Source organism: Pseudoalteromonas sp. J2K-J031, from assembly GCF_058197095.2.
The window spans coordinates 2,707,279-2,731,365 of record NZ_CM200279.1; the positions used below are offsets into that span (position 1 = coordinate 2,707,279).

The window sequence follows — 24,087 nt, forward strand, 5'->3', positions numbered from 1 at the left end:
GTAGCATATTGAATATTATGAATATTACTTTTTCCTAGCATTTTCATCTAGGAGTTCGAGCAATGAAAAATGGAAGTTTAAGATGAAAAATAGCTTGTTTTACAATCACATATCTAGAACTGATGTGAACAATGATTTGATCGAAGAGATCGAAAATTACGCGAATGATAACCCCTCTGCACAGCTGTATTTAGTTAGAACATTATTAGGAGAAGGTAAAAATCAATACGAATATGAAGATAATGTTGTAGTTGTTCTATCACCAAAACATAAAATATTATTTATAAATTTAGGGCAAGATCCTGATTTATTTAAAGAGTATTGTGATGACTTTATTCTAGATTTAAATTCAATATCAAATAGGTATAAATATCAAGAACACCTTGGCAGGCCTCGTAAATGGAGGAGTGACTTAACTTATGAAATTGAGCGCTATATTGGTCTAAATTTTTCTATGTTATTAAAAAATAACGAATTACCTATAGAACTACATAGAAAAAATGAACTTTTAATATCATTAATAACAGGGAGTATTAATGATATTGAAAAAGTAGGTGTAGAAACACCTGTAACTTTATTAGATAAAGTTAAACATAGCATAATGCTATTTGATGGGGAACAAACACGATTTATATACAAAAATCTTGAACAAAAAAAAGTCTCAATTCAGGGATTATCTGGCACTGGTAAAACAGAATTGTTAATGCACAAGCTCAAAGAAATATATTCATCAGAGAAAGAAACTAAAATATTTTTCACTTGCCATAACAATGTACTTGCTGATCATTTAAAGCAAAGAATACCAAACTTTTTTGATTTCATGAAGGTTGATAAGCAGATTCAATGGAATAGTCAGTTATGGGTAGAGAGAGCTTGGGGTTCTCAACAGGAGAAGAATTCTGGTCTATATAGTTATATTTGTGACTTTTATGGGCTTACTTTTTATCGTTGGTCACACCAGACTACTTATGAAATGATATTTACAAAAGCTTTAGATGAAATAAATAAAATAGAAAATTTTGAGTATGCATTTGATTATATTTTAATTGATGAAAAGCAAGACTTCCCTAACGTATTCTTTAATTTATGTGAAAAAATTGCAAGAAAAAAAGTTTATGTTGCGGGTGATATATTTCAGGATATTTTTGAGAATAATATTAAACAAGAAGTTGAAAATGTAGATTATGTTCTAAACAAATGCTACAGAACAGCACCTAACATTTTAATGTTTGCTCATGCTATTGGGATGGGGTTATTTGAAAAAACAAAATTAAACTGGCTTGAAGATACTGAATGGAAAGCTAGTGGCTATTATATAGAGAGGGACGGTAATAACGTTATTTTATCACGAGATGCAGTAAGACGTTTTGAAGACTTTGAAGAAAAACAACTAATGAATATGAACCTTATCCAGCATAAGGGTCAAGATCAAGTTGTAGAACTGATCAGGGATATAGTAAAAAACAACCCTACAGTTAAGCCTGATGATATAGCTGTAATTATGCTTGATAAAGATAATTATATTTATGATTATGTAGATTCTTTACAATTTAAAATTAAATCCCAACTAGGATGGAGTGTAAATAAATCTTATGAAAACAAGAAAAAAATCCCAAACGAATTATTTGTAAGTAATATCAATAATGTTAAGGGGCTCGAGTTTCCATTTGTAATTTGCATAACATCAAATATAAAAAATAGTTACTCATATAGAAATAGCCTTTATACAATGTTAACCAGATCCTTACTACAATCTTTTTTATTAGTGAACAACTTTGATAACCTAGAATGTCAACTTCAAGGCTTAAAGAATATAAATCAAAATAATAGTATATTATCAACAGAACCGACTGCTGCAGAAAAGGCTGTAATTAGAAGAAAGATTGTGAAAATTAAGGATGAGAAAAACATCTCGTTTTATGATTTCATGAAGAAAATATTTAATGAGCTATCTATTGAACAACCATTCAGAAAGAAGTTTATCCAAGCAATGCCTGAGGATTATAAAGTAGACTTTGATGAAGAAAATATCAAAGAGTTCATTGAAGATAATAGAAAGTACTATTGCAAATGATAAAGTACCAGTTTGAAATTGATGAATCCTATATGGATAGATTTTTTTCTCCAATAAAAAATAAAGTTCAGATTATTGAGCTACTTATGAATGCTTTAAAGTACATGACTATTAACCCCAGCGTGAAAAAAGAAAGAGTTCAAGGTAAGATAGTTTTAATTATTGATAAGATGAGTCGTTTATTTTTTATCACAGAGAATAAGTGCTTTTCAGTAACGTTTCCCTTTTCTGTTAAATATGAAGATGCATTCTTTTTTAATTTTAAAAATAAAATAAATATTGATTCGAGGCTAACCTCAGAAATTATTTCTTTAATTAATAATAGAGACTTTGGAAGCAATTGCTGCATTGAGTTTGCTTCTCCTATATCCGACTACCAAGAAATAAATAATGACGGTTATTGGGAACTGCTCAGAAGCTTGTTATTAATGGAAAGTGGTTATCTTAGATATGATTACGATAAAGCTAATTATGAAAAGCATGGAGAATCTGATATTCACCCATTAAACCATTACGACTTATTTTACTCCAGTAATGCCACCTTTAAAATCGGACTAAAAAAAAGAATAAAGCCAGAAGAATTTATAGACTTACTTAATATTAAAACTACTTGTAAATTCATCGTATAAAAATACAGCCTGTCTTAGCGGGCTATTTTCTCACGAAGTTTACTAAATCTAGGAATACAAATAAGAATATTTACATCTACGATGCTACATATACGCTACACAAAAACGTCAAAAAAACGCCATTGAAATTTAAGTTGTTGATTTTATTGGTAGCCCCTACAGGAATCGAACCTGTAATTGCCCCTTAGGAGGGGGCCGTTATATCCATTTAACTAAGAGGCCTTAGTAACTCTGTGTAATCTAACAAATTTTTTAATTAGCGCCTAGCGATAATTCACTCTTTTAACCCACTTATATTTCATGGTTTTTTTAAATAAAAAACAGTCAATTTATTGTCATTACAGCGACTCACAATTTAATTTTAAACCTTTAAAATCAAGAACTTACAATTAAAAATAAATTCAACATTAACGTCACATCGGAACACCATTTGCAATATCAAGATATCGAATGAAAAAGATCTTTTAGATCATAATGTTAATGGTGAATTATGAAAGTTTCAGCCTTTACACTTACAACTGCACTCACGGTCATGCCATCAATGATTGGCGCGCAAACCATCACAAGTACATTACGGGTAAGAACCATCACCCCCATGTATACCCAACAAATTCAAGAGCTTAGTTTTAGTGATGCGATTTTAAATAGCAAAGGGCAATGCGATATGGAGCTATCACTTAAAAATCGCTACTTAAAAATGAATAGCATTGATGACATAGATATAAAACCATCTTTAAATTCAAACATTTGCAAACCAGATGCCGCGCTTACGCCCGCAATTTTTAAATTACATGGCTTATCACAAGCTAATATAAATATTCAGCTGTTACCCACTTACCAAAACAAGTGGAAATTTGAACCAAGGGGTATTAGCAGTACCAGCCAGCATTTAAATGCCCAGCCCAATTTAATTACTCAGTTTTCGGTTGATGGTGAAACCACCTTGTATGTGGGTGGCGCGCTAACAATTAACAGCGACGAGCGACTTAAGCCCTCAACCGATAATTATTCTGAATACACAGTAAATATCATTTATTAGTATTTAATTAGCTATGTTTTTACTGGTCTAAAATTTGCATATCTTAAAGAAGCCCATCTTTGTTTGGGTTTCTTTTCTTGGTTGTGAGGCGCACAAAATGAAAAAAACACTGATTGCATTGTCGGTATTACTAACGGGCTGCAGTAATTTACTCTCTCAGTTAAAGTTACCAGACTTACCCGAAACCACCCGGCTGTGTTTAACCCCAAGAGGGGTTTATCACAAATGTGGCAGTGAGCAAGCGCTTAATACCTACACTAATAAACGTCGTAAAATTTACACTGAAGCAACCGATGATGGTTCGGGTAATAACTCAGGTAGTAGCGGCGAAACGTTTAGTGTCAAACACCATGTAAAATTAGAAGAATACATCGAGCAAATGGTAATGGAAATGCAAATGACCATTAACGTACACCAAGTACAATACCCAATTGCAGTTGCCTCGTTTGTCGAACTCGATACCGATTTCAACATTACCAACCAACTTGGCCAAGAATTATCAGAATCCTTTATCACAGAATTAATGAAAGCCAACTTTCCTTTGGCTGAGCACCGTGCAACCGGTGAAATTTTAATGACACAAGACGGTGATTTTGTATTGTCGCGTAATCCCCATCAAGTAAAAGAAGAGCAAAAAATTGGTTATGTATTATCAGGTACTTTAACTAAACGCCGAAATGGTATCTTAGTCAATGCACGTATCGTAGGGTTAAAAAGCAATACTATACTAGCAGCCTCGTCACAGCTTATACCTAAAATAATACTGACTGGTTATTAATTTTATTTTTATTTACTTAAAAATTAATATTAAAAATAAGTAATAAAAAAAGGAACTTCTAAGTTCCTTTTTTTTTATTACGCTGTCATTAACATTATTCAACATATTTATAGCTAATACCATAGTCCACACTATATTCTAAACCATGTTCTAACTGACTTAAAAACTTCAAACTCCCCCCCATGTTAATTTCAACTTCACCAGACTCATCTAGTAATATTTTTACGGGGGAATCAGTATAAAGAGCGAACTCATTAATACCTACTTTGGCTATTCCCTCTGGGCTAAATATTACCTTACCATCAGCACTGGTTTTTGATTTCAACTCTAATTCAATTGTTTTAAATGGTTCTGCTGTTAACTTTATTTTACCCTTTTTACCATCAAAATACGTACAGGTTGACTTTTTCCCACCATGAATCACCTCATTATTTTTAACATCATAATGGCAACTCCCTACTCTCGGTATAAGCATATTAAAATCAAGCTTTGTGATTTCTTGCATAATAATTTCAGTATTTTTAGCATAAGCCGAACCCATTAATGCCGTGTTGAGTAAAACAACAAAAACACCAAATACTTTAGTTTTGTTCATATTATTTACCTTTTAATTATTTAATAACCGAACTGATATTACTAATACCAGTTAATGTTCTTATCCACATATTATTTTGGATACTTTCATCCAATGTTTTAGAAAGCTTTAATGCATCTTGTTTAGTACTAAACATCCCAAGGAGTACCAGCGTTTTATCATCTTTTTTAGCGGTAAAGTAATCATGTCCTTGCGGCATTTTTTTAATGAGTTCAATCGCCAAATTCTCATTTTGAATCGCGGCTAACTGAATACTAAATTTTGCATCAGGTTTTGCCATTCCAATTGAACCTTGCTCACCAGTCGTTGTATTAACTGGTAACGATAATTGTGTAACAAAAGAGTCAATCCCATATTTATCTTTAATCAACTGACCCATTAAAGATGCTTTGTCTGCACTCTTAAAACCGGGTTTTATTACTTTAAACCAACCCTTATCTTCAACCACCGTAAGCTCTTGGTCTGCAAACTTAGTTTGAAACGCGTTTAAATCTAGCAGGGCATTATCTTTACTTTTATACGATGCAAATTGTAATACCCAAGTAGGTGTTACATTTAATACAGAAGGCGTAACACTTACATTTTCAACAACCTTGCGCTCTACCGGTTGCACCACATCTTCAATTAAAGGGCTTTCTGTATTTGGTGCAGTCTCTTCAATTACAAGACTTGGTGGCACAACAACCTCTACAGCATTATTACCCTTGATTGAGTCAACTATTTGTTCTTCAAAACCATTATCTTTAATAACAGTATATGCTGCGTTTGGTTTAACGATACTGGCCGATTTTAATTTAACCGGTTTTAATTTTTGGCTACCTGGTTTAAAGCTGCCTTTTTGCGGTGTAATATAAATACCTTGCCCCGCTTTTTCTTTTGCTACAGCAGGATCATAGTTAGCTTCGTTAAGCTCGACTTCTTTTATTCCTATGAAATCAATCTGGCTATTCATTGGATATAATACTAGCTCCTGTATTTCAACAAATCCTCCTTGAGGAGGTGTTGGAAAGTGATACATACTAGGTTGGCTCCTTAAGCCTCGAGCACTCAAAAAATCAGCATTAACTCTAATATGATAATCGCCAGCATTTACACCAATAAACTCATAATACCCATCATGACTCGTTATACTCATTTTTGATACCACCCCATTAGCATCAATTAATTCAATTGGAGCCTCTTTAATCGCATTTTCACCATTAGATGAAGTAACATAAAGATATCCAACAACGTCTGTTTTAATTGTAAATGGGATATTAGCCTTAATATAACCACCATTATGAGTATATAAGCTATAACTAGACACACTGGGCGACACTCCATTCCCCCACCCCCCTGTAAAGTTAACAGTTCGATTTGCTGGTACCCCTTGGAGAATAACCTGACCGGTATCACCTGTTTTATATTTAGTCCAATTATTATATGGGCCAAATTCAACGCCTTTTAAGGCTAAATCATTTTCATCCAAAATATTGTTGGAGTTCCTGTCTAAATAAGCGGTTAAATCAAGTGTTGCTCCACCAAATAAACCACCATTTGAAATTTTCAACTCATCATTAACATGATCATAACCCAGTGAAAAATTAAGTCCTACACCCACAACCCAACTATTATCTGAGTTATATTGGAAGTTTCCTGATAATCCAAACTGTTCAAATGATTTAATAATTGAGCTTGATATCCCCCAATAAGCACCTCGACCATCAACACCATCGTCTCTAATTTCTTTTGCTGTATAGTCAGCCCTAAAATTAAGGTTATAGCCACTGTCAAACTCACGAAAATAATTTAGCCTAGAGCCAACCAACCTAAACTCATTCTCATTCGAATAAGTACCATCAAAATTAACTCTTCCACCAAAAAACTTACCCGAATAACCCAAAACACCTGATAAATATGCGTCAGTATCAGAGTCTTCAAAATAATACGTAGTATTATTATAAAAATTTTGACTTCCCGAACTTGTAGACAAACGAGCGCTAATACTTGATAGTTGGGCTTCTTTATCATTTTTTATAAAGTTAGCTCTGAAACCATAACTGATAGGAAAATATAGTTTTGTAGCACCATTTATTTTTAAGGATGCTTGATGGGTATCTATATCGACAGGTTGAGTATCTGATTTTCCAAATTTATAATAATTGTAATCTACATTATAATTTAATTTCCTAGATATTTGCCCCTGACCTGAAAAACCGTAATGAAACTTATTATCTTCAAAAGTAAATTCATTATCTATGAGCAATGACTCAAATACAGATTGAACATTCACTTCAAGCTCTTTTTCTAACCCTGACTCAAACTCTTTTATTCCACTTAATGTGATACCAAGCTGATGCCTCTCGGTTAAACCATAATCCAATCCAAAATACATATTATCAGGGTCATAACCATCTTCTAATGCACCATGAAGTAAATATTGATTTGATTCTAACACCCCAGCTTTAAATCTTGTTTTACCCGGTTTTAACCAATTCCCTTTAATTTCTAACGTTTCAACTCTTTCTTCCTCTTCACCAAATGGGCCAAAGAGTTTTACTTTATATGTATTTACACCATATTCAGTTGCAACATTTTCAAACTTATAAATCCCTTGCTCTGACACGGTTTGTTGGGCAATAAAAAAACCATCTAAGTATAATTCGACCTCCCAACCAGGTGTAGCTTGACCTTCAATTACGGTAGTACCAAAATCCCGACTAAAATCTCTTTCACTGCTTCTTAGCGTAAAACCAAGGCCCTGCCCACCTGCCGAACCTCCAGTTGCTGAAGCTGAAACATCACCAAAATCATAGTAACCAATATTCAAAGGCATAATTTCATACGGTGACTTTGGTGTGCCTATAAATTTTAAATTAGATCTAATGGCTCTATCTTTTGTTTTAAACAAAGAAAGTGAAGCTGAATGATAAAGAAAATCAGCACTTAAACTGGTATTAACTCCATAACCAATTTTATTATTATCAGAAGTAAAAAGAGACAGTCCTACCGCCCCTGATGGCGGTGTAATTAAATGATAATGATCGAGCAATACTTCTTGTGAGAAAAAATAACGCGCATCACCTTTATTTAGATCAGTTCTTCGTTCCCTCTTGTCTTCTGCACTTCTATTTAGCCTTTTTTCTATAGGAAACAGGTAATTAGTATTAATCGGAGTTATTTCTAACAAAAGTCTAGAGCTAATATATTCAATTTTTACATTCAGTAATTCTGCAAGTACATTAATATTGATGAACAAATCAAAGCCGTTATTTGACCAATTTAAGTCATTTTTTAGCTGTAAATTACTGGTTTGTTTTCTCAAATCAATCCAATTATTTTTATCCCCTACTCTTACTTGAATATAGCCATCATTGATCCTGGTATTATTTTCAAGCTCTAACGCCTGAACTATAGGAAGATAAGGAATATAAAATTCGTTTTCATATTGATAAATCTCAGTATCAGTTAACAGCGTCAACTCTCTGACTTCAACATCTACTAAGATGTACTCTTCTTCATTAAATGTAATTTCTTTAAATACAGCAGCACTTACAACATTGATGCCAAAAACAAAAAGCAAAAAACACATAAAGATGTTAAGAAGTGAAATATCACGTATTTTGTCAATCATTTGGCATCCAAACTTATAGAAATCGTATTAACTTAACAATACAAAAAACGTGCCAATGGATTTGGCAGTTTGGCAGTTTGGCAGTTTGGCAGTTTGGCAGTTTGGCAGTTTGGGGAGTTTATATTTAAGGTAAAATAGTTGGTAAACCAATTTAGATTTACCAACTTTAAATAATTAGCTTTTAAAACTTATCAGCTGATATTTCAAATGTTTCAGTCACAGGTAAGTAAACATTACTACTTTCACTAAATTCAACTAATACTGTTGAGGTAGGTTTTTTTTCAAATTTCACGACATGCTCAGCATATTCAGCGGGGCGATATAAACTAAAGTTACGAATTAAACTGAGCACATCACCACTTGATTTATCTATAAATTTAATATCACCAACGACTGAGCGATTTCCTTGGCGGGTTTGTTTTAAAACTAATTGCGAGCCTTCACCTGAAGGTGATATTGAGACAACTTCAAATGCACTCGTCGCAGTTGCTTCCCCAATACGTACTTGAACAGGAATATTATAATTTATTTTTGCTGCTACACTTGGTTGGCCTTTAACCAGTACATCAGCCTTATCACTACAACCAATTTGGAAAAAGCTAATGTATTCACCAGGCTCTAAATTAGCGCGATGACGGTAACTGATTTTAACTTTTTGCGAACCAAGTCCAGGTATTGTTACTGTTCTTGGGGAGTATCTTAATAATTTATTAGCAGGCATGTAGGTACTCTCAGCGTCTGGTTGAGCCGCTATAACATTATCAACTCCAAAATTAAAATGAGTTAAATCCAGTAAACACTCTGCATTATTTTGTTCTGTATTTCGTAATGTAAGTTCAGTCGTTTGAATATTTTTATCTAGTAAAACGCGATATTGACTAAATGTAATCGAAGCTGCACCTGCAAATGCATTCTGACTCATACCTAAACCAATTAAAACGGGTAAAAATAATTTAACTTTCATCTTTATCTCCAACAAGACATCTATTTAATTAGTTTTTTTAAGCAATATTTATACCAAAATCAACGTCAAAAAGTTATCGGTTATAAAATACTGGCATGTATAGAAAACAAATATATCAGCAGACAAAAAAAACCAGTTAAAGATTAACTGGTTTTATCTTAAAGGCGAACTTTAATTATAAACAACGTTTACTACGTAATTTACACTGTATGTTTGATCTGGTTCTAGTTCAGAGTCAACTTCTAATGTTCCACCTACTCGTAACATCCCAAGCCCAGCAGCTGATAACGTTACTGTTTTCTGATTAAAAATTTGGGTATATTGTGCAGTTAGTAATGCATCGGCTGCAGCTTGTAAAGCGGCATTATTTGCATATACGGTTCCAGAAGGTACTACTATGTTGGATTTAGTTAAATCAGCACCTTGACTAGCTTCAAAAATACCTTCAGCCCTAAAACTACCAACCGAATTTTCATCAGCAACAGTACCAAAACTAATAGTCACTGATTGACCACCAACGCCATTTAGCCAAAAAATACCGGGCGTGGCGCTTCCACCACATCGTGTCACACCAGAAAATAAATTAACATCTGTAATAGTAAAAGTATTACTTACGCTACCGTCTAACGTTGGACTGCCTGGAATGGTTGCTTCAATTCGCTGTGGCACCGCACACTTATAACCTGCTGTGGCAGGAATCGTACCCAAATCTATTGGAGTTTTTTGTGTTACTTTTACTTGTTCAACTGTTTTTACTTTTAAAACTGTCTCTTTAGCTAACGTAGGGATACTGACACATACCGCAGCACCAGCAACCACTAAAGCTAACTTTTTATTTAACGTATTCATAATATGGCTCCTTCTTATAAATACGTTACATCTAACGTATAAGTTAATGAATATTCTTTGCTTGTTTCAAGACTTTGTTTTGAGCTCAAAGTGCCCCCAACTACCACAGTGCCAATTGCAGATGGGTGTGGTTGTGTTGCAACTAATGAGCGAAGTGCACCTAAAGTAACATCTGTATTTGTAACTGGAGTCATTGAAGGTGCGGCTTCCGTTATCGTATTAAGGCCACCATTCCAATATTCAACTGAAGCTGTAAATGAAAGATATGGATCTGTTGTATCGGATGAAACCTGTAAATTTACCTGCTGACCATTTACACCCGTAATTTCAAAAATACCCATTTGAGCTTTAGTTGATAAATAAGCTGCATTACTTCCTGAGCCACCACTACCACCACATTGGTCACCTTCGAATGTAGTGGTAGTATTGTTAACTTTTAATTGATTTTGCGTACCCGAAACAGGTTCAAGCTTAGCAACCATGATACATGAAGTACCCGATGCTACAGCCATTTGATCACCAAAATATAGCCCTTTTAACTCAGTTACTGTAGCTTCTGGTGCTGTTTTAAAGGTAACCGTTCCGATGTTGTCGCCATCGGCTGCGATAGTTGCGAATGAAGCCGCCAATAGACCTACCATGGCTAGCGGCTTCATGTTAATTGGTTTATGTCCCATGTTAAATTCCTCTGTAGTTAAAATGAATCAATAAACACGCAATGTGTAAAACGTTGCTGCCGCTTAAATTCATTTATTAATGATTTACTCAAGTAATGTATCGGGCCTATCCAAAATATCTTTAGTTTTTTTTCAACAAATAATTAAAAAAAAACTAACCGTTTAAATTTTAAGGAGTTTATTTAGCTATCCCCCTTTAAAATTGAGTTACTCAGCAAGCGCATGCGTCAAAAAAACATCGGCATGTATTTTGCTTTTAACCATCAAGCACAGATACTAAGAATTGCCTGACATGATTAAAAAGCAAAATGCATGCCTACTATTAATTTGTAGCGGATTTTTTTTACAAAGCTGCCAGAGCCCGCAGCAGACCTCACTGCAAAGCGGTATTGCGTATAATTATTCGCTGCAACAATGGCAATCAATGGCGCAAAGTGCGGCAACTCTTTACCGAAATGCCGGGCTCAGCTTAACCGCTGAACTGAAATTTGAAGATGCCCAATGGGGTAAAAGGTATTATTTTGATAAAATCAGCCTTACAGTCGCTGTTGATAACTATCGCGTTGACTTACTTAACCCCGATTTAACCAATAAATTTATTTGCAGTTGGTATTGTGAGCGTATAGATGAGCAGCGCTACGATAAACTAGCGGGCTATTATACTCATTTTATGTTTTTTTATCAGGCGCTTAAGCCCGACTTACTTAACTTGTATTCGAACTTAATTCAAATAGAAGATGATTTATTATCTTTTAATGCAAGCAACCAAGAATTGATGATAAAACTTTATAAGTTACGTGAAGAGGCAAGCACATTTGCAAGCATTCAAGAGTTTGAAAAATACGCGAGTGACTATTTATTTAAGTCTTCGGGTTATTTTGAAGCTTCAACTCCCACTGTAGCGCTTCAAAATAATGATACAAATATTGCGCCCATTAACAATTCAGATGTGGTTGAAGTCTCAACCCTTAACACCCCATTACAAACGGTTACACCGCCCCCTTCAACACTTAACATAAATGACATTGTTTGTACGTATCAAGATAACTTTTTTGGCAAGGTACTCGAAATTCATGCCGATGGCACCAAGGCGTTAATTGGCGTTAAAGGGCAAGCGAAGCGCGAACAAGAAGGTGCTATTTTAGATTTACTACCTGGCTATTTAATTGATCAAGGTGGTCATTTTGAATACGTTGAAAAAGATGAAATGAAAGTATTTGATATTGCCGATATTGCCCATTGTAATGTGGTGAGGTAAATGCGGTGAAATAATTGTAGTGAAATACATATGGCTAAATGCTTATGAAAAACCACTTTTGATTCAATGCTTTTGATGAAATAGATACGGGCTAACCCAAAGTTGCCAATAGTCAAAATACATTTAGCAAACACAATAAAATAAGGTGCAATCAGTGCACCTTTTTTATTTTAAACCTAAACGCCTGCTTTAATTTAAAAAAGCTAAAACACATAAAACCAACGGTCAATGTTATTCTAAGCGAATGCTTGCCACTTTTTGGCTACCCAATAAGGAATCCGCAATGCTTTGCGGTAAAAACCCCTGTGCTGACGCGACAATGGCTTTTGAATCAAGCCCAACAATGCGTGCATTAACTAAATAACCGGCATCGTGCTTCACTAGCGTGCCAAGTAACACGTATTCGATAGGCAGGTTTGGTTTTAACTCTAAATAATCGCGGCTTAATATAAAATCCCCTTCTGGTGTGACCCGAAAAAAATCAGTCGTTTTAAAATCAATCACCGGAATACCAAATTTGTAAATTTCATGCTGAAAGCTTTCGGCAATTTGTTTACCCAGCACCCCTGCACTGTCGAGTGTGCCATCTATTAATACAAAACTGGCAATACCTATAGGGGTTTGCTCATTCACATAGGTTAAGTTTTCAATTAAATCGTGGCTTATACCGCGAATATAATGATTAATATTACGGTTTGTGGCTTCACTATAGGCTTTGCCAATACCAGGGGAGCTAGTATAGCCTGCTGCCGATACACTATTTAAATACGTGCCATATTGATCAAACATTGCTGGTTTTTGAATATGCTCGCCTGATGATTTTTCTTTGTTTTTTATGCTGGCTTGTGTTTTTGGTTGGCTATCAAGCTGGCTCCACTTTTCAATTGATTCGCAACCCGATAAACCAATGCAAAGGCTAATAAACAGTAACTTTTTCATATGACCCCCTTAGTAAGCACTGCGATTAAGCTGACCTGCACGAAGCGACACTTTTTCGTGCCCCCATGCCACATTATTTGGAATGTACGTGGTAGCGGCCGCCACCACACTCTGATCGCTCGTATTAACTAAACGTAAGTTAACTTGTGTTTTTGTTTGCTCTGAATTGAGTGTGCCAACCACTAAATATTGGGCATTCGCATCTTGGTGAAGCTGCGCGGGGTCGCGTGATAAAAACAAATCTGCCTCTGGCGAAATTTTAATATTTTGCCGTAATGTTAGCTCGGTCAATTTAAAACCAGCTTGCGTCATCACAGTGGCTAAACTGTCTTGTAATTGCGCCCCTAATTGAAGCTGCTGTGAAGTAGGACTAGCCAATGACGGCAAAAACGTGCCGACGGCCACGCGGGCGTTGGGCGGAAAATTAAGTGGTTTGGCGAGCAATTGTGATACAAGCTGCGCAGCATAACTTTGAATGACAGGCTGGCTTTCATCAATAAAGTGTTTTGGTGCAGGCACTGGAGTACTTGAAAAGAATAAAGGTGTGCTAATTTTACACCCGCTTAACAGCAGCAGGCATAACACCGCAGGAAGAGAAAAACACGTTAACTTATTCATTTATACACGCCTTATAAAGATGCAATCATCTAAATGTTAAGCAAGTAAAATGCCAAGTAAACTAATATAGCTAAAGACTAATAATTACCGCACCCGCACACCATCTTTAAAGTCAGCACTAACAAGCCCTGCAGTAACATAATTTGGAATTAAACCGTGGGCAGAAGCGACAACTAATTTTGATTTAACACCAACAACACGGGCATTTACTAAATAACCGGTGCGATGTTTAACTAACGTACCGGCTAAAATAAATTGTGAAGCAATATCATTGCCAAGCTCTAAATAATCGCGGCTGAAAATAAAATCACCACTTGGGGCTACACGTAAATAATCGGTCACTTTAAAATCAATTACGGCAATACCGGCTTTATATAATTCGTGAATAAAGTTTTCAGAAAGCTGCTGGCCAAATAAATTGGTTTTCATTAAATCGCCATCAAGCATCACAAAGCTTGCCACTGCAACCGGCGAGCCTTTTACAATACCCGCAAGGTTTGGCAATAATTCGGCACAGAGTTTTTGCACAAAAAACTGTATATCGCGCTGTTCGCTATTAATGGCGCTACCAAGCTGATTATACGCAGCTGGGTGGCCATTGATGTCTTCAGCTGAGGTAAAGTAGGGTTCGGTAGCAAAATAGCTGCCTTGACCAACATTCACACTTTTAACGGTGGTAAAGCCCGACTCATTCCCTTGCGCTAAAACGGGGGGAACGAACAAAGACACAGCCATGCTAATTAATAGTAGTTGCTTCATTAAAAACTCCTAAAACCGCTATGACTGAGAGCAATCTAGCAAGAAAAACCACCTAAATAGGCACAGTAAATTAAGGTGGTCGTTATCTGCTATAGCGGCCGACTTGGGCTTTTCTTTAACGTTTTGTTGAAATATTTTGCAATAATACGAGGGGCAACTGCTTAAAAGTCAACCAATGCAATCTTTATACACTAGCGTAATAATTACATCAGTCAACTTTGAGTGGATTTAAAACTACAGTAAAGTTTTAATATACGCAGCTAATTCGTCTTTTAAATCAGGGCGACGTAAGGCATATGCTACATTGGCTTTCATATAACCCAGTTTACTCCCACAGTCGTGGCTTTTACCTTTCATGTAGTAGGCTTCAACGTCGTCGGTTTCCATTAATAATGCAATGGCATCGGTCAGTTGAATTTCATCGCCCGCACCTGGTGGTGTGCGTTTTAGCATTTGCCAAATTTTTTCATTTAGTACATAGCGCCCTACTACCGCTAAATTTGAAGGGGCTTCGTCAACAGGTGGTTTTTCTACCATGGCAACAATTTTTGCTGATTCACCCGCTTTTAGGGTTGCGCCTTGAATATCAACCACCCCAAACTTATCAACATCTTTATGTGGAATTTCTTCTACCATAATTTGGCTGATGCCATCTTGGCTGTACTTTGTAATCATGTCAGCCAAGTTATCTTCTTTAAGGTTGCAAGTGGCGTCATCTAAAATTACGTCGGGTAATATAACGGCAAACGGATGATCACCAATAATAGGCGCTGCACATGCAATAGCGTGGCCTAACCCTTTGGCTTCACCTTGGCGTACATGAATAATGGTGACATCTTTTGGACAAATGCTTTTTACTTCAGCTAAAAGCTGACGCTTAACCCGTTTTTCAAGTGTCGCTTCTAGCTCAAAACTAGTATCAAAATGGTTTTCAATCGAGTTTTTACTGGCATGAGTCACCAGTACGATTTCTTTGATTCCCGCTGCAATGGCCTCTGCCACAACATATTGAATAAGAGGCTTATCAACCAAAGGGAGCATTTCTTTTGGAATAGCTTTGGTAGCTGGCAACATACGAGTGCCTAAACCGGCTACCGGGATCACTGCTTTTTGAATTTTTTTCATCATCGAACAACCTTGTTTATGAATTTAGTTAAATTGCAACGGGCGCTTTTATATGTGGATGTGCTTGATAGTTCTCAAGCTCAAAATCTTCAAATTTAAACGCAAAAATATCTTTTACTGCTGGGTTTATCTTCATTGTTGGCTTTGGAAATGGCGTGCGTGACAGCTGCTCATTAACTTGCTCTAAATGATTTAAATATAAATGAGCATCACCAAAGGTATGAACAAAATCACCGACTTTTAAATCGCACACTTGTGCAATCATCATGGTGAGCAATGCATAACTGGCGATATTAAATGGCACACCTAACAAAATATCTGCACTGCGCTGATACAGCTGACACGATAATTTACCTTCGAGCACATAAAACTGAAATAACGTATGGCATGGTGGCAAAGCTTGCTTCCCCATCGCCGCATTTTCACTTGGTGAATAAGCTGTATCAGGTAAAACAGCTGGATTCCAAGCACTGACAATTAAACGACGTGAATCGGGGTTGGTTTTTATTTGCTCGATAAGCTCAGCGATTTGGTCAATCACTTGGCCGTCTTGTCCTTGCCAAGAGCGCCACTGCGCACCATAAACAGGGCCAAGTTCGCCCGTTTCAGTTGCCCAGCCATCCCAAATTTTAACGCCATTATCGGTTAAATATTTGATATTGGTATCACCCGCTAAAAACCATAGCAACTCATGAATGATTGATTTTAAATGGCATTTTTTAGTGGTAACCAGCGGGAACCCTTCGCTTAAATCAAATCGCATTTGATAACCAAATACACTGATTGTTCCGGTGCCTGTTCTGTCTTCTTTTTTAACACCATGCTCTTTGACATGGCGCATTAATTCTAAATACTGTTTCATTATGTGATGTGCTTCTACATTAATTTAATACGGTTTTAGTGTTGTTACGGTAAGCCCAAACCAACAAGCCAAGTCCCGCAAAAATCATTGGTGTTGATAATATTTGCCCCATAGAGATGAAGCCTGCAAACAAACCAAGGTGTGCATCGGGCTCTCTAAAATATTCAACAAAAAAGCGGAAACTACCGTACCCTAGTAAAAATATACCCGCAGCACTGCCCGCTGGGCGTGGTTTTTTAATGAACCATTGTAAGATTAAAAACAGCACTAAACCTTCAAGAATGGCTTCGTATAACTGAGACGGATGACGCGCAATTGGGCCAGCCCCCGGAAAAACAAAGCCCCACGACACATCCGTGGTACGGCCCCATAATTCACCATTGATAAAGTTACCAATACGACCCACCAATAAACCCAGCGGCACTAACGGTGCGACAAAATCGCCCACATCTAATAAGGCTTTTTGACGTGTTTTAGCAAACCAGATTACGGCTAATACTACACCAATTAAGCCGCCATGAAACGACATGCCGCCTTGGTCGACACGAAATAAATACCATGGGTTTTCAATAAAATAGCTAAATTGATAAAAAAGTACATAGCCTACACGGCCACCTAATATCACACCGAGCATTCCATAAAACAATAAGTCGCTAACGTGATCTTTAGTCCATACACCTTGGCTTTTTTGTGCTTGGCGGTTAGCCAAAAACATTGCACAGGCAAACGCAATTAAGTACATCATGCCGTACCATCGCACACTTACAGGTCCTACCGAAAAAATTATAGGGTCGATTTCAGGAAACGCTAACGCCATTCATTTATGCCTTTAAGAAAATAACATTCGTATTGCGACTATTACTAATAACAGTGCAAAGATTTTTTTTATCATACCCACAGGTAAAAAGTGAGTTGCTTTTGCCCCTAACTGAGCAAAAATTGCCGAGGTCACTACTATACCAAACAATGCTGGCAAATAAACAAATCCGATAAAACCATCATCCAGATTTGTTGCTTTTAAGCCCGATGAAACGTAGCCAATCGTGCCAAACACCGCAATGACGATGCCACTTGCTGCAGAGCAACCAATTGCTTTTTTCATATTAACTGAAAAAAATGTTAAAAATGGCACCAACAATGCGCCACCGCCAATGCCAATTAAGCCCGAAACGCCCCCTAATACAGCCGTACTTAAACCTAATACCCCAGAATTTGGCAATACTCTTTGTACCTTACTTGGCCGGCTTAGCATCATTCTCAGTGCAATAAATACCACACTGATAGCAAACACACTTTTGAGAAATTGCACCGGAATAAAACTCGCTAAAAAACCACTCAACAGTGCGCCTATCGCAACGCCAATTAATACTGCTGGTGCAATATCCCAAGGAATATTTTGATTTTTATGATGGGCAAATGCCGATGAGCTTGAGGTAAAAATAATAGAGGCTAAAGAGGTTGCGATTGCAACAACAAACACATGATCAGACGATAATACATGAAACTTAACAAGCAAAAAGGTCAGTGCAGGAACAATAATTAACCCGCCACCAATACCTAACAACCCTGCCAAAAAGCCAACAATACACCCAAGCAAAGCACAAAAGGTAATGATTGAGATTAAGTCTGTCATACACGTCCAAATTCAAAATAGCTATATACTTATTCTTTGCGATTATAGTTAATTTTATTTGATAAAACAGTTACTAAATTGGATCGGATATCCCATGGCAGGTGTAAAGCAGTTGGCTAAGACCATTTTCAACAATAAAATTACGCACCAAACGCTGTACTAAAATAGCACTTGGCTGACGTAAACACTCAGCGAGCAAGTCTTCCATATAACGGACTTCAAGGCGACGTAATGCCCATTTCACCTGATTTATTGAGCTTGGATTCATACTTAAACTACGATAACCCATAGCAACCAGCAAAATGGCGCCTTCAGGATCAGCGGCAAGCTCACCACATAAACTAAATGGTAACTCAAATTGTTGGCATTGTGCGGCGATATCATTTAATACCCGCAGCACTGCCGGATGAAATGGATTAAATAGCTCGGCCACTCGGCTGTTTGTTCTATCAACCGCAAGTAAGTATTGGGTTAAATCATTACTACCCACTGAGCAAAAATCGACTTTTTCAGCCCATTCAGGAATAAGCCAAGTGCTTGATGGCACTTCAAGCATCACGCCAACTTCTGGCATTTCAATTTGGTAAAATTGATCAGCCCATTCATCTGCAAGTTCGTAATAAGCTTGCTCTAATAGCTGTTTTGCTTGTGTTACTTCACTCACTTCTGTGACCATAGGAAAGAGTATTTTTAAATTACCTAATCCGGCATTAGCTTTGAGCATGGCTTTGAGTTGATCTAAAAAGAGCTCTGGATGATCTAAACTGACGCGAATACCACGCCAACCTAAAAATGGATTTTCTTCTTTCACATCAAAATAACTGAGTACTTTATCACCGCCAATATCAAGGGTTCGCATCACAACCGGTGAAGGGTAATGCGCACTTAATACTTGACGATACCAGAGTTCTTGCTCAGTTTGAGTAGGAAAGGTGCTGCGCTGCATAAACCACGCTTCGGTACGATATAAACCAACCCCATCGATATAATTTGCATTGGCTAAATCGGCTGACACCTCAAGCCCTGCATTCACCAAAAGGCGAATATGCTCACCGTCTAACGTTTCGGCAGCGAGGTGATGCTCAGAGGCAAACTGGTCATGCAATATCCCTTCTTGTTTTTTAAGTTGGGTATATTCATTAAGCAGCATTTTAGAAGGAGAAATATATAAACGCCCAGCATAAGCATCTAAAATAATTTCTTTGCCTTCTATTTGTAACACAGGTAATTCGCTTACGCCCCAAATTGCAGGGATCCCAAGCGCTCGGGTTAAGATTGAAGCGTGAGAATTAGCCGCCCCACTGACACTAATCACACCGGCAATTTTATCTTTTGGTACATCAGCCAGCATAGTTGGAGTGAGGACATCAGCAACCAGAATGGTGCTTTCTGGATAAGACTTAAACGCTTGTTGCGTATCGTGCATGTGATGCAATACACGCAATCCAATATCTTGAATATCAATTGCACGCTCTTTAATGTATGGGTCTTGCATCGCCATAAATTGGCTTGCCAGCTTTTCAATCACGATTTTTAATGCACTTTTAGCGCACCAGCCTGCTTGTATCTCACTTTCCACGCTGTTACCTAAGCTTTTGGCATCAAGTAGATTTTGATAAACATGAAATACAGCAACCGTTTCTTCAGATAAGCTGCCCGAAAGCTCTTGCGACATTAAATTAAAATCATGCCGAGTGGCACTTACTGCTTGGCGAAACAAGGTAAGTTCGGCTGAAACATCGCTATGTCGGCGGGTTTCAAAACTATTAAAAGTAAGCTCTGGTAATACAACAAATGCATGGCCAATCGCAATGCCGGGTGCACCTGATAAACCTTTTAAACATGATGTTTGATGGCCAAGCTCGTCTTGCTTTAAAATTTCTTTAAGCTCAACCAACGCCAGCTGAGAAGCCAGTTGTGCCGAAAGCGTCACTAACAACGACTCTTCGTCTTGGGTAAATACCCGCGCTATTTTTTGTTGAACAACAATGACGCCCAACACCTTTTTTTGATGCACAATCGGCACGGCTAAAAAAGCATTGTAGTTATCTTCTTTTACTTCTGGGGCATGCATAAAACGAGGGTGAGTTTGCGCAAAAGCCAAATTGATAGGTTCTTCGCGCTGGGCAACTAAACCAACGAGTCCTTCTGTAAAACCAATTCGAAACTTACCCACAGCATCAGGGTTTAAGCCTTCGGTCGCCATCAAAACAAAATCGTCTTGTGAATAATCAGCGAAATACACCGAGCAACACTCGGTATTAATCGCTTCTTTAACAGACAAGACAAAACAACGCAGTGCACTGTGTAAATCAGGCTGCTGAGACACTGTCTCAGCAATTTTACGCAATACCGCTAGCATGCTAAACACTCATTAAGGTGAGTTTCAGCGAAGGTGCATTGATTTGATGTCATGACTTTCCCTTAGTTATGTGAGCGCCAAACCTCACGTGATACTTCTTTTTTGTAAAATGGCATCGCGATTGGCGCAAACTCTTTCATTACTCGGCGATAAACATCGCGTTTAAATGACACGACTTGGCGTACGGGATACCAATAACTCACCCAGCGCCAACCATCAAACTCTGGGTGATGCGTTTTGAGTAAGTTTACATCTTCGTCTTTACACTTGAGCTTGAGTAAAAACCACTTTTGTTTTTGACCAACGCAGACTGGGCTTGAATCTTTACGGATCAGTCTTTTTGGTAATTTATATCGTAGCCAATGTTTAGAGCTTGCCAAAATTTCAACATCTTCTGGTAACAGCCCTACTTCTTCATGTAACTCTCGAAACATAGTTTGTTCAGGGGTTTCACCATCATCAACGCCGCCTTGTGGAAACTGCCACGAATGCTGACCATAACGCTTAGCCCAAAAAACCTGTCCTTGATTATTACAAATCACAATCCCGACATTGGCTCGAAATCCTTCGGCATCAATCACCTATAGAGCCTCGTAATCTGTCGACTTTTGCTGATTGTTCCACAATCCCTGAGTTACGGCAAATATAAATCCAGCTTTTACTCACCTTATTCACACCTTACCCAACACGGTGAGTAAAGATGAACATTTTACAAACAAATCCACAATAACACCCCGCAAAAACGATGTTCTCCACAGTTTCTGTGGATAAGTATGTTCATATTCATGTATTTCAATCACCAAACTTTATATAACTTATAAACCAAACAAGTTAAAAAACAAATAAAACCAATAAAAACAAATAAATACAACATTAAAAACAAAAAAAAGCAAAAAAAATAAAGCAAAAAAACAACCAGCTTAATTTTCATACAAAAACAAAGTTATGCACTTTTTATCATCAAATAACGACAAAAAAGTGCACATTTTCAACTTTACCTTGGATAACTTATTTTATTGTTCATTTTGTCAATCATCTTTTTGTTTAAATAAGCTGATACTGAATAAACTCTTTATAACTTTAACCTTGCCCAGTAAACTCCTCCTTTATAAATGAAATAGATCGTGAGTAATTTTTCCGATGAATTTGCCAACCAAGCCGACGCCACCGAGTAGTGTTACACAACTTATGTCACGCGTTGATGCCATTGCAGGTTTAACGCTTGGAGAGTTAGCCGCTCACTATCACTTTAAAACACCAAAAGACTTACTCAAAGATAAAGGCTGGATTGGACAGCTTATTGAATGGATTTTGGGCGCTTCGGCGGGATCTCGTCCTGAACCTGATTTTCCAGAGCTAGGCATTGAACTTAAAACAATACCAATTTCATACACTGGCAAACCTCTTGAAACAACGTATGTATCCGTGACCCCATTGACTCAGCTGCAACATACTACATGGCAAGATAGCGTGGTGAAAAAAAAGCTTAATCATGTTTTGTGGTTACCGATCTTGTCAGAACGCGACATTCGACCCGATCAACGCATCGTTGGCTCAGGGTTTTTATGGCAACCAAGCCCACAACAAGAAGCACAGTTACGCCAAGACTGGGAAGAGCTAACAGAAATGATCGCACTTGGCGAGATAGAAAAAATTAATGGAAAGTTTGGTCAAGTGATGCAAATTAGGCCTAAGGCTGCCAATGCTAAAGCGTTAACAAATGCAATTGGACCTAATGGCTCTATCATTCAAACACTGCCTAGAGGTTACTACCTAAAAACTCATTTCACCCAAGAAATTTTATCGCAGCAGTTTGGCCAATAATTTATCCAAATTAACCGTTGCTGTTATAGCGCATTAACTTTCGACTCTTTTGATTTAATGACATTGGTTTAAATATACTGATTTAAAGACATAAAAAAACCACCAGAAGGTGGCTTTTAAGACAAAGACAGATTACTGACCTTTGATTTCGCTACGGCCATTATATTTCGCAGCCGCACCTAGTTGTTCTTCAATACGCAGTAATTGATTATATTTAGATACGCGATCTGAACGACATAACGAACCAGTTTTAATTTGGCCCGCAGCAGTACCTACAGCTAAATCAGCAATGGTTGCATCTTCTGTTTCGCCTGAGCGATGAGAAATAACCACGGTAAAGCCTGCAGCTTTAGCCATGTTGATTGCTTCTAACGTTTCAGTGAGTGAACCGATTTGGTTAAATTTGATTAAGATTGAATTACCAATGCCATTATCAATACCACGCTTTAAAATTTTGGTATTAGTAACAAACAAATCATCACCCACTAACTGTACTTTATCACCGATTTTATCGGTTAATACTTTCCAGCCATCCCAGTCACTTTCATCAAGACCATCTTCAATCGAAATGATTGGGTAACGTACGCTTAGATCGGCTAAGAAATCAGCAAAGCCTTCTGAACTGAATTTTTTGCCTTCGCCTTTTAAGTCATACACACCATCGTGATAAAACTCAGATGAAGCACAATCAAGCGCTAATGTGATGTCTTTATTCATCACATAACCGGCCAATTCGACAGCTTCTACGATAACCGCTAATGCTTCTTCGTTTGATTTAAGATCTGGAGCAAAACCACCTTCATCACCCACTGCAGTGCTTAAGCCACGAGCGCTTAATACTTTTTTCAGTGTATGAAAAATCTCTGCGCCCATACGTAAAGCTTCGCGGAAATTTGCAGCGCCAACTGGTTGAATCATAAACTCTTGAATATCAACGTTGTTATCAGCATGCTCACCACCATTGATGATGTTCATCATTGGTACAGGCATTGAATATTGACCTGATGTACCATTTAAATCTGCGATATGCTCATAAAGTTGCACACCTTTAGCTTGCGCCGCTGCTTTGGCTACTGCTAATGACACAGCTAGAATGGCATTTGCACCAAATTTTTCTTTATTTTCAGTGCCATCAAGCTCAATCATGATACTGTCGATTTGCGCTTGTTCAATTGCATTTTGACCTACAATTGCAGTCGCGATGTCCGTGTTGACAAAGTTTACAGCGGTTAAAACGCCTTTGCCTAAGTAACGTGATTTATCCCCATCACGTAATTCCAGTGCTTCACGAGTACCGGTAGATGCCCCTGATGGCGCGCACGCACGTCCCCAAGCGCCACATTCCAGATATACATCTGCTTCGACAGTTGGGTTACCACGTGAATCCATAATTTCACGACCAATCACTTTAACTATTTTTGACATCTTTTTTCCTCTTTCCCAAACTTTGGTTGCTAAAAACAAATAGGCCGTGATAAATCACGGCCTA

21 protein-coding genes and 1 tRNA gene are annotated in these 24,087 nt (G+C 37.3%); 6 read left to right on the forward strand and 16 right to left on the reverse strand.

Annotated features, from left to right (window positions below; translation table 11 throughout):
* The first annotated feature begins 82 nt into the window (after positions 1 to 82).
* Together AC3KZC_RS12215 and AC3KZC_RS12220 are read left to right on the forward strand one after the other, a co-directional pair.
* Positions 83 to 2,074: an STM2767 family DEAD/DEAH box helicase gene (locus AC3KZC_RS12215; RefSeq protein WP_490578506.1), complete on the forward strand. Its 1,992-nt coding sequence runs from the start codon at positions 83 to 85 to the stop codon at positions 2,072 to 2,074.
* Positions 2,071 to 2,703, forward strand: coding sequence for an STM2766 family helicase-associated protein (locus AC3KZC_RS12220; protein WP_490578505.1), 633 nt, complete (start codon positions 2,071 to 2,073; stop codon positions 2,701 to 2,703). Before AC3KZC_RS12215 ends, AC3KZC_RS12220 begins: the two co-directional genes overlap by 4 nt.
* 147 nt (positions 2,704 to 2,850) lie before the next feature.
* On the opposite strand, the gene AC3KZC_RS12225 is transcribed toward AC3KZC_RS12220, so the two are convergent.
* Positions 2,851 to 2,925, reverse strand: a tRNA-Arg gene (locus tag AC3KZC_RS12225).
* Positions 2,926 to 3,193: 268 nt separating this feature from the next.
* On the opposite strand from AC3KZC_RS12225, the gene AC3KZC_RS12230 reads away from it, so the two are divergent.
* Together AC3KZC_RS12230 and AC3KZC_RS12235 are read left to right on the forward strand one after the other, a co-directional pair.
* Complete coding sequence (locus AC3KZC_RS12230; protein WP_490578504.1) at positions 3,194 to 3,742, forward strand: hypothetical protein; 549 nt, start codon at positions 3,194 to 3,196, stop codon at positions 3,740 to 3,742.
* Between the two features lie 97 nt (positions 3,743 to 3,839).
* A complete protein-coding gene (locus tag AC3KZC_RS12235) occupies positions 3,840 to 4,520 on the forward strand; it encodes a FlgO family outer membrane protein (protein WP_490578503.1) in 681 nt (226 codons plus the stop codon).
* A 94-nt stretch (positions 4,521 to 4,614) separates the two neighbouring features.
* Here AC3KZC_RS12235 and AC3KZC_RS12240 read toward each other — a convergent pair whose 3' ends face one another.
* From AC3KZC_RS12240 to AC3KZC_RS12260, 5 genes are all read right to left on the reverse strand, one after another.
* Complete coding sequence (locus tag AC3KZC_RS12240) at positions 4,615 to 5,115, reverse strand: hypothetical protein (RefSeq protein WP_490578502.1); 501 nt, start codon at positions 5,113 to 5,115, stop codon at positions 4,615 to 4,617.
* 16 nt (positions 5,116 to 5,131) lie between these two features.
* Entirely contained in the window at positions 5,132 to 8,728 is a 3,597-nt protein-coding gene (locus tag AC3KZC_RS12245) for an SPOR domain-containing protein (protein ID WP_490578501.1), read from the reverse strand.
* A gap of 181 nt (positions 8,729 to 8,909) precedes the next feature.
* Positions 8,910 to 9,692, reverse strand: a complete 783-nt coding sequence (locus AC3KZC_RS12250) for a hypothetical protein (protein ID WP_490578500.1) — start codon at positions 9,690 to 9,692, stop codon at positions 8,910 to 8,912.
* A gap of 171 nt (positions 9,693 to 9,863) precedes the next feature.
* A complete protein-coding gene (locus AC3KZC_RS12255; protein ID WP_490578499.1) occupies positions 9,864 to 10,541 on the reverse strand; it encodes a hypothetical protein in 678 nt (225 codons plus the stop codon).
* A gap of 14 nt (positions 10,542 to 10,555) precedes the next feature.
* On the reverse strand, positions 10,556 to 11,218 hold the full coding sequence (locus AC3KZC_RS12260) for a hypothetical protein (RefSeq protein ID WP_490578498.1): 663 nt from the start codon (positions 11,216 to 11,218) through the stop codon (positions 10,556 to 10,558).
* Between the two features lie 292 nt (positions 11,219 to 11,510).
* Here AC3KZC_RS12260 and AC3KZC_RS12265 point away from each other — a divergent pair, with 292 nt between their 5' ends.
* On the forward strand, positions 11,511 to 12,476 hold the full coding sequence (locus AC3KZC_RS12265) for a hypothetical protein (protein WP_490578497.1): 966 nt from the start codon (positions 11,511 to 11,513) through the stop codon (positions 12,474 to 12,476).
* Between the two features lie 231 nt (positions 12,477 to 12,707).
* On the opposite strand, the gene AC3KZC_RS12270 is transcribed toward AC3KZC_RS12265, so the two are convergent.
* From AC3KZC_RS12270 to rppH, 9 genes are all read right to left on the reverse strand, one after another.
* Positions 12,708 to 13,415 (reverse strand): FlgO family outer membrane protein, encoded by a 708-nt coding sequence (locus AC3KZC_RS12270; protein WP_490578496.1) that lies wholly within the window; start codon positions 13,413 to 13,415, stop codon positions 12,708 to 12,710.
* A 9-nt stretch (positions 13,416 to 13,424) separates the two neighbouring features.
* A complete protein-coding gene (locus AC3KZC_RS12275; RefSeq protein WP_490578495.1) occupies positions 13,425 to 14,033 on the reverse strand; it encodes a FlgO family outer membrane protein in 609 nt (202 codons plus the stop codon).
* 84 nt (positions 14,034 to 14,117) lie between these two features.
* A complete protein-coding gene (locus AC3KZC_RS12280; RefSeq protein ID WP_490578494.1) occupies positions 14,118 to 14,792 on the reverse strand; it encodes a FlgO family outer membrane protein in 675 nt (224 codons plus the stop codon).
* Between the two features lie 234 nt (positions 14,793 to 15,026).
* The gene (gene galU, locus AC3KZC_RS12285; RefSeq protein ID WP_490578539.1) at positions 15,027 to 15,917 is read right to left on the reverse strand and encodes a UTP--glucose-1-phosphate uridylyltransferase GalU; all 891 of its coding nucleotides are present in this window, start codon (positions 15,915 to 15,917) and stop codon (positions 15,027 to 15,029) included.
* Between the two features lie 28 nt (positions 15,918 to 15,945).
* Entirely contained in the window at positions 15,946 to 16,779 is an 834-nt protein-coding gene (locus AC3KZC_RS12290) for a thymidylate synthase (RefSeq protein WP_490578493.1), read from the reverse strand.
* A 19-nt stretch (positions 16,780 to 16,798) separates the two neighbouring features.
* Positions 16,799 to 17,596: a prolipoprotein diacylglyceryl transferase gene (gene lgt, locus AC3KZC_RS12295; protein ID WP_490578492.1), complete on the reverse strand. Its 798-nt coding sequence runs from the start codon at positions 17,594 to 17,596 to the stop codon at positions 16,799 to 16,801.
* Between the two features lie 12 nt (positions 17,597 to 17,608).
* On the reverse strand, positions 17,609 to 18,412 hold the full coding sequence (locus tag AC3KZC_RS12300; protein ID WP_490578491.1) for a sulfite exporter TauE/SafE family protein: 804 nt from the start codon (positions 18,410 to 18,412) through the stop codon (positions 17,609 to 17,611).
* A gap of 73 nt (positions 18,413 to 18,485) precedes the next feature.
* Positions 18,486 to 20,774 (reverse strand): phosphoenolpyruvate--protein phosphotransferase, encoded by a 2,289-nt coding sequence (gene ptsP / locus AC3KZC_RS12305; RefSeq protein ID WP_490578490.1) that lies wholly within the window; start codon positions 20,772 to 20,774, stop codon positions 18,486 to 18,488.
* 62 nt (positions 20,775 to 20,836) lie between these two features.
* Positions 20,837 to 21,355, reverse strand: coding sequence for an RNA pyrophosphohydrolase (gene rppH / locus AC3KZC_RS12310; RefSeq protein WP_490578489.1), 519 nt, complete (start codon positions 21,353 to 21,355; stop codon positions 20,837 to 20,839).
* Between the two features lie 559 nt (positions 21,356 to 21,914).
* Here rppH and mutH point away from each other — a divergent pair.
* Positions 21,915 to 22,598, forward strand: a complete 684-nt coding sequence (gene mutH, locus AC3KZC_RS12315; RefSeq protein WP_490578488.1) for a DNA mismatch repair endonuclease MutH — start codon at positions 21,915 to 21,917, stop codon at positions 22,596 to 22,598.
* Between the two features lie 132 nt (positions 22,599 to 22,730).
* Here the strand turns inward: mutH and eno are convergent, their stop codons facing one another.
* On the reverse strand, positions 22,731 to 24,023 hold the full coding sequence (gene eno / locus AC3KZC_RS12320) for a phosphopyruvate hydratase (protein ID WP_490578487.1): 1,293 nt from the start codon (positions 24,021 to 24,023) through the stop codon (positions 22,731 to 22,733).
* Positions 24,024 to 24,087 lie beyond the last annotated feature (64 nt).

What these genes read in the sequence shown, in the direction of transcription:
- AC3KZC_RS12235 (WP_490578503.1), top strand. Translation starts at nt 3,840, where the DNA reads ATGAAAAAAACACTGATTGCATTGTCGGTATTACTAACGGGCTGCAGT.
- AC3KZC_RS12275 (WP_490578495.1), bottom strand. Translation starts at nt 14,033, where the DNA reads ATGAATAAGTTAACGTGTTTTTCTCTTCCTGCGGTGTTATGCCTGCTG.
- galU (WP_490578539.1), bottom strand. Translation starts at nt 15,917, where the DNA reads ATGAAAAAAATTCAAAAAGCAGTGATCCCGGTAGCCGGTTTAGGCACT.
- AC3KZC_RS12215 (WP_490578506.1), top strand. Translation starts at nt 83, where the DNA reads ATGAAAAATAGCTTGTTTTACAATCACATATCTAGAACTGATGTGAAC.
- AC3KZC_RS12280 (WP_490578494.1), bottom strand. Translation starts at nt 14,792, where the DNA reads ATGAAGCAACTACTATTAATTAGCATGGCTGTGTCTTTGTTCGTTCCC.
- AC3KZC_RS12245 (WP_490578501.1), bottom strand. Translation starts at nt 8,728, where the DNA reads ATGATTGACAAAATACGTGATATTTCACTTCTTAACATCTTTATGTGT.
- AC3KZC_RS12220 (WP_490578505.1), top strand. Translation starts at nt 2,071, where the DNA reads ATGATAAAGTACCAGTTTGAAATTGATGAATCCTATATGGATAGATTT.
- mutH (WP_490578488.1), top strand. Translation starts at nt 21,915, where the DNA reads ATGAATTTGCCAACCAAGCCGACGCCACCGAGTAGTGTTACACAACTT.
- AC3KZC_RS12250 (WP_490578500.1), bottom strand. Translation starts at nt 9,692, where the DNA reads ATGAAAGTTAAATTATTTTTACCCGTTTTAATTGGTTTAGGTATGAGT.
- AC3KZC_RS12300 (WP_490578491.1), bottom strand. Translation starts at nt 18,412, where the DNA reads ATGACAGACTTAATCTCAATCATTACCTTTTGTGCTTTGCTTGGGTGT.
- AC3KZC_RS12290 (WP_490578493.1), bottom strand. Translation starts at nt 16,779, where the DNA reads ATGAAACAGTATTTAGAATTAATGCGCCATGTCAAAGAGCATGGTGTT.
- AC3KZC_RS12255 (WP_490578499.1), bottom strand. Translation starts at nt 10,541, where the DNA reads ATGAATACGTTAAATAAAAAGTTAGCTTTAGTGGTTGCTGGTGCTGCG.
- AC3KZC_RS12260 (WP_490578498.1), bottom strand. Translation starts at nt 11,218, where the DNA reads ATGGGACATAAACCAATTAACATGAAGCCGCTAGCCATGGTAGGTCTA.
- AC3KZC_RS12230 (WP_490578504.1), top strand. Translation starts at nt 3,194, where the DNA reads ATGAAAGTTTCAGCCTTTACACTTACAACTGCACTCACGGTCATGCCA.
- AC3KZC_RS12270 (WP_490578496.1), bottom strand. Translation starts at nt 13,415, where the DNA reads ATGAAAAAGTTACTGTTTATTAGCCTTTGCATTGGTTTATCGGGTTGC.
- ptsP (WP_490578490.1), bottom strand. Translation starts at nt 20,774, where the DNA reads ATGCTAGCGGTATTGCGTAAAATTGCTGAGACAGTGTCTCAGCAGCCT.
- eno (WP_490578487.1), bottom strand. Translation starts at nt 24,023, where the DNA reads ATGTCAAAAATAGTTAAAGTGATTGGTCGTGAAATTATGGATTCACGT.
- AC3KZC_RS12265 (WP_490578497.1), top strand. Translation starts at nt 11,511, where the DNA reads ATGATTAAAAAGCAAAATGCATGCCTACTATTAATTTGTAGCGGATTT.
- AC3KZC_RS12240 (WP_490578502.1), bottom strand. Translation starts at nt 5,115, where the DNA reads ATGAACAAAACTAAAGTATTTGGTGTTTTTGTTGTTTTACTCAACACG.
- lgt (WP_490578492.1), bottom strand. Translation starts at nt 17,596, where the DNA reads ATGGCGTTAGCGTTTCCTGAAATCGACCCTATAATTTTTTCGGTAGGA.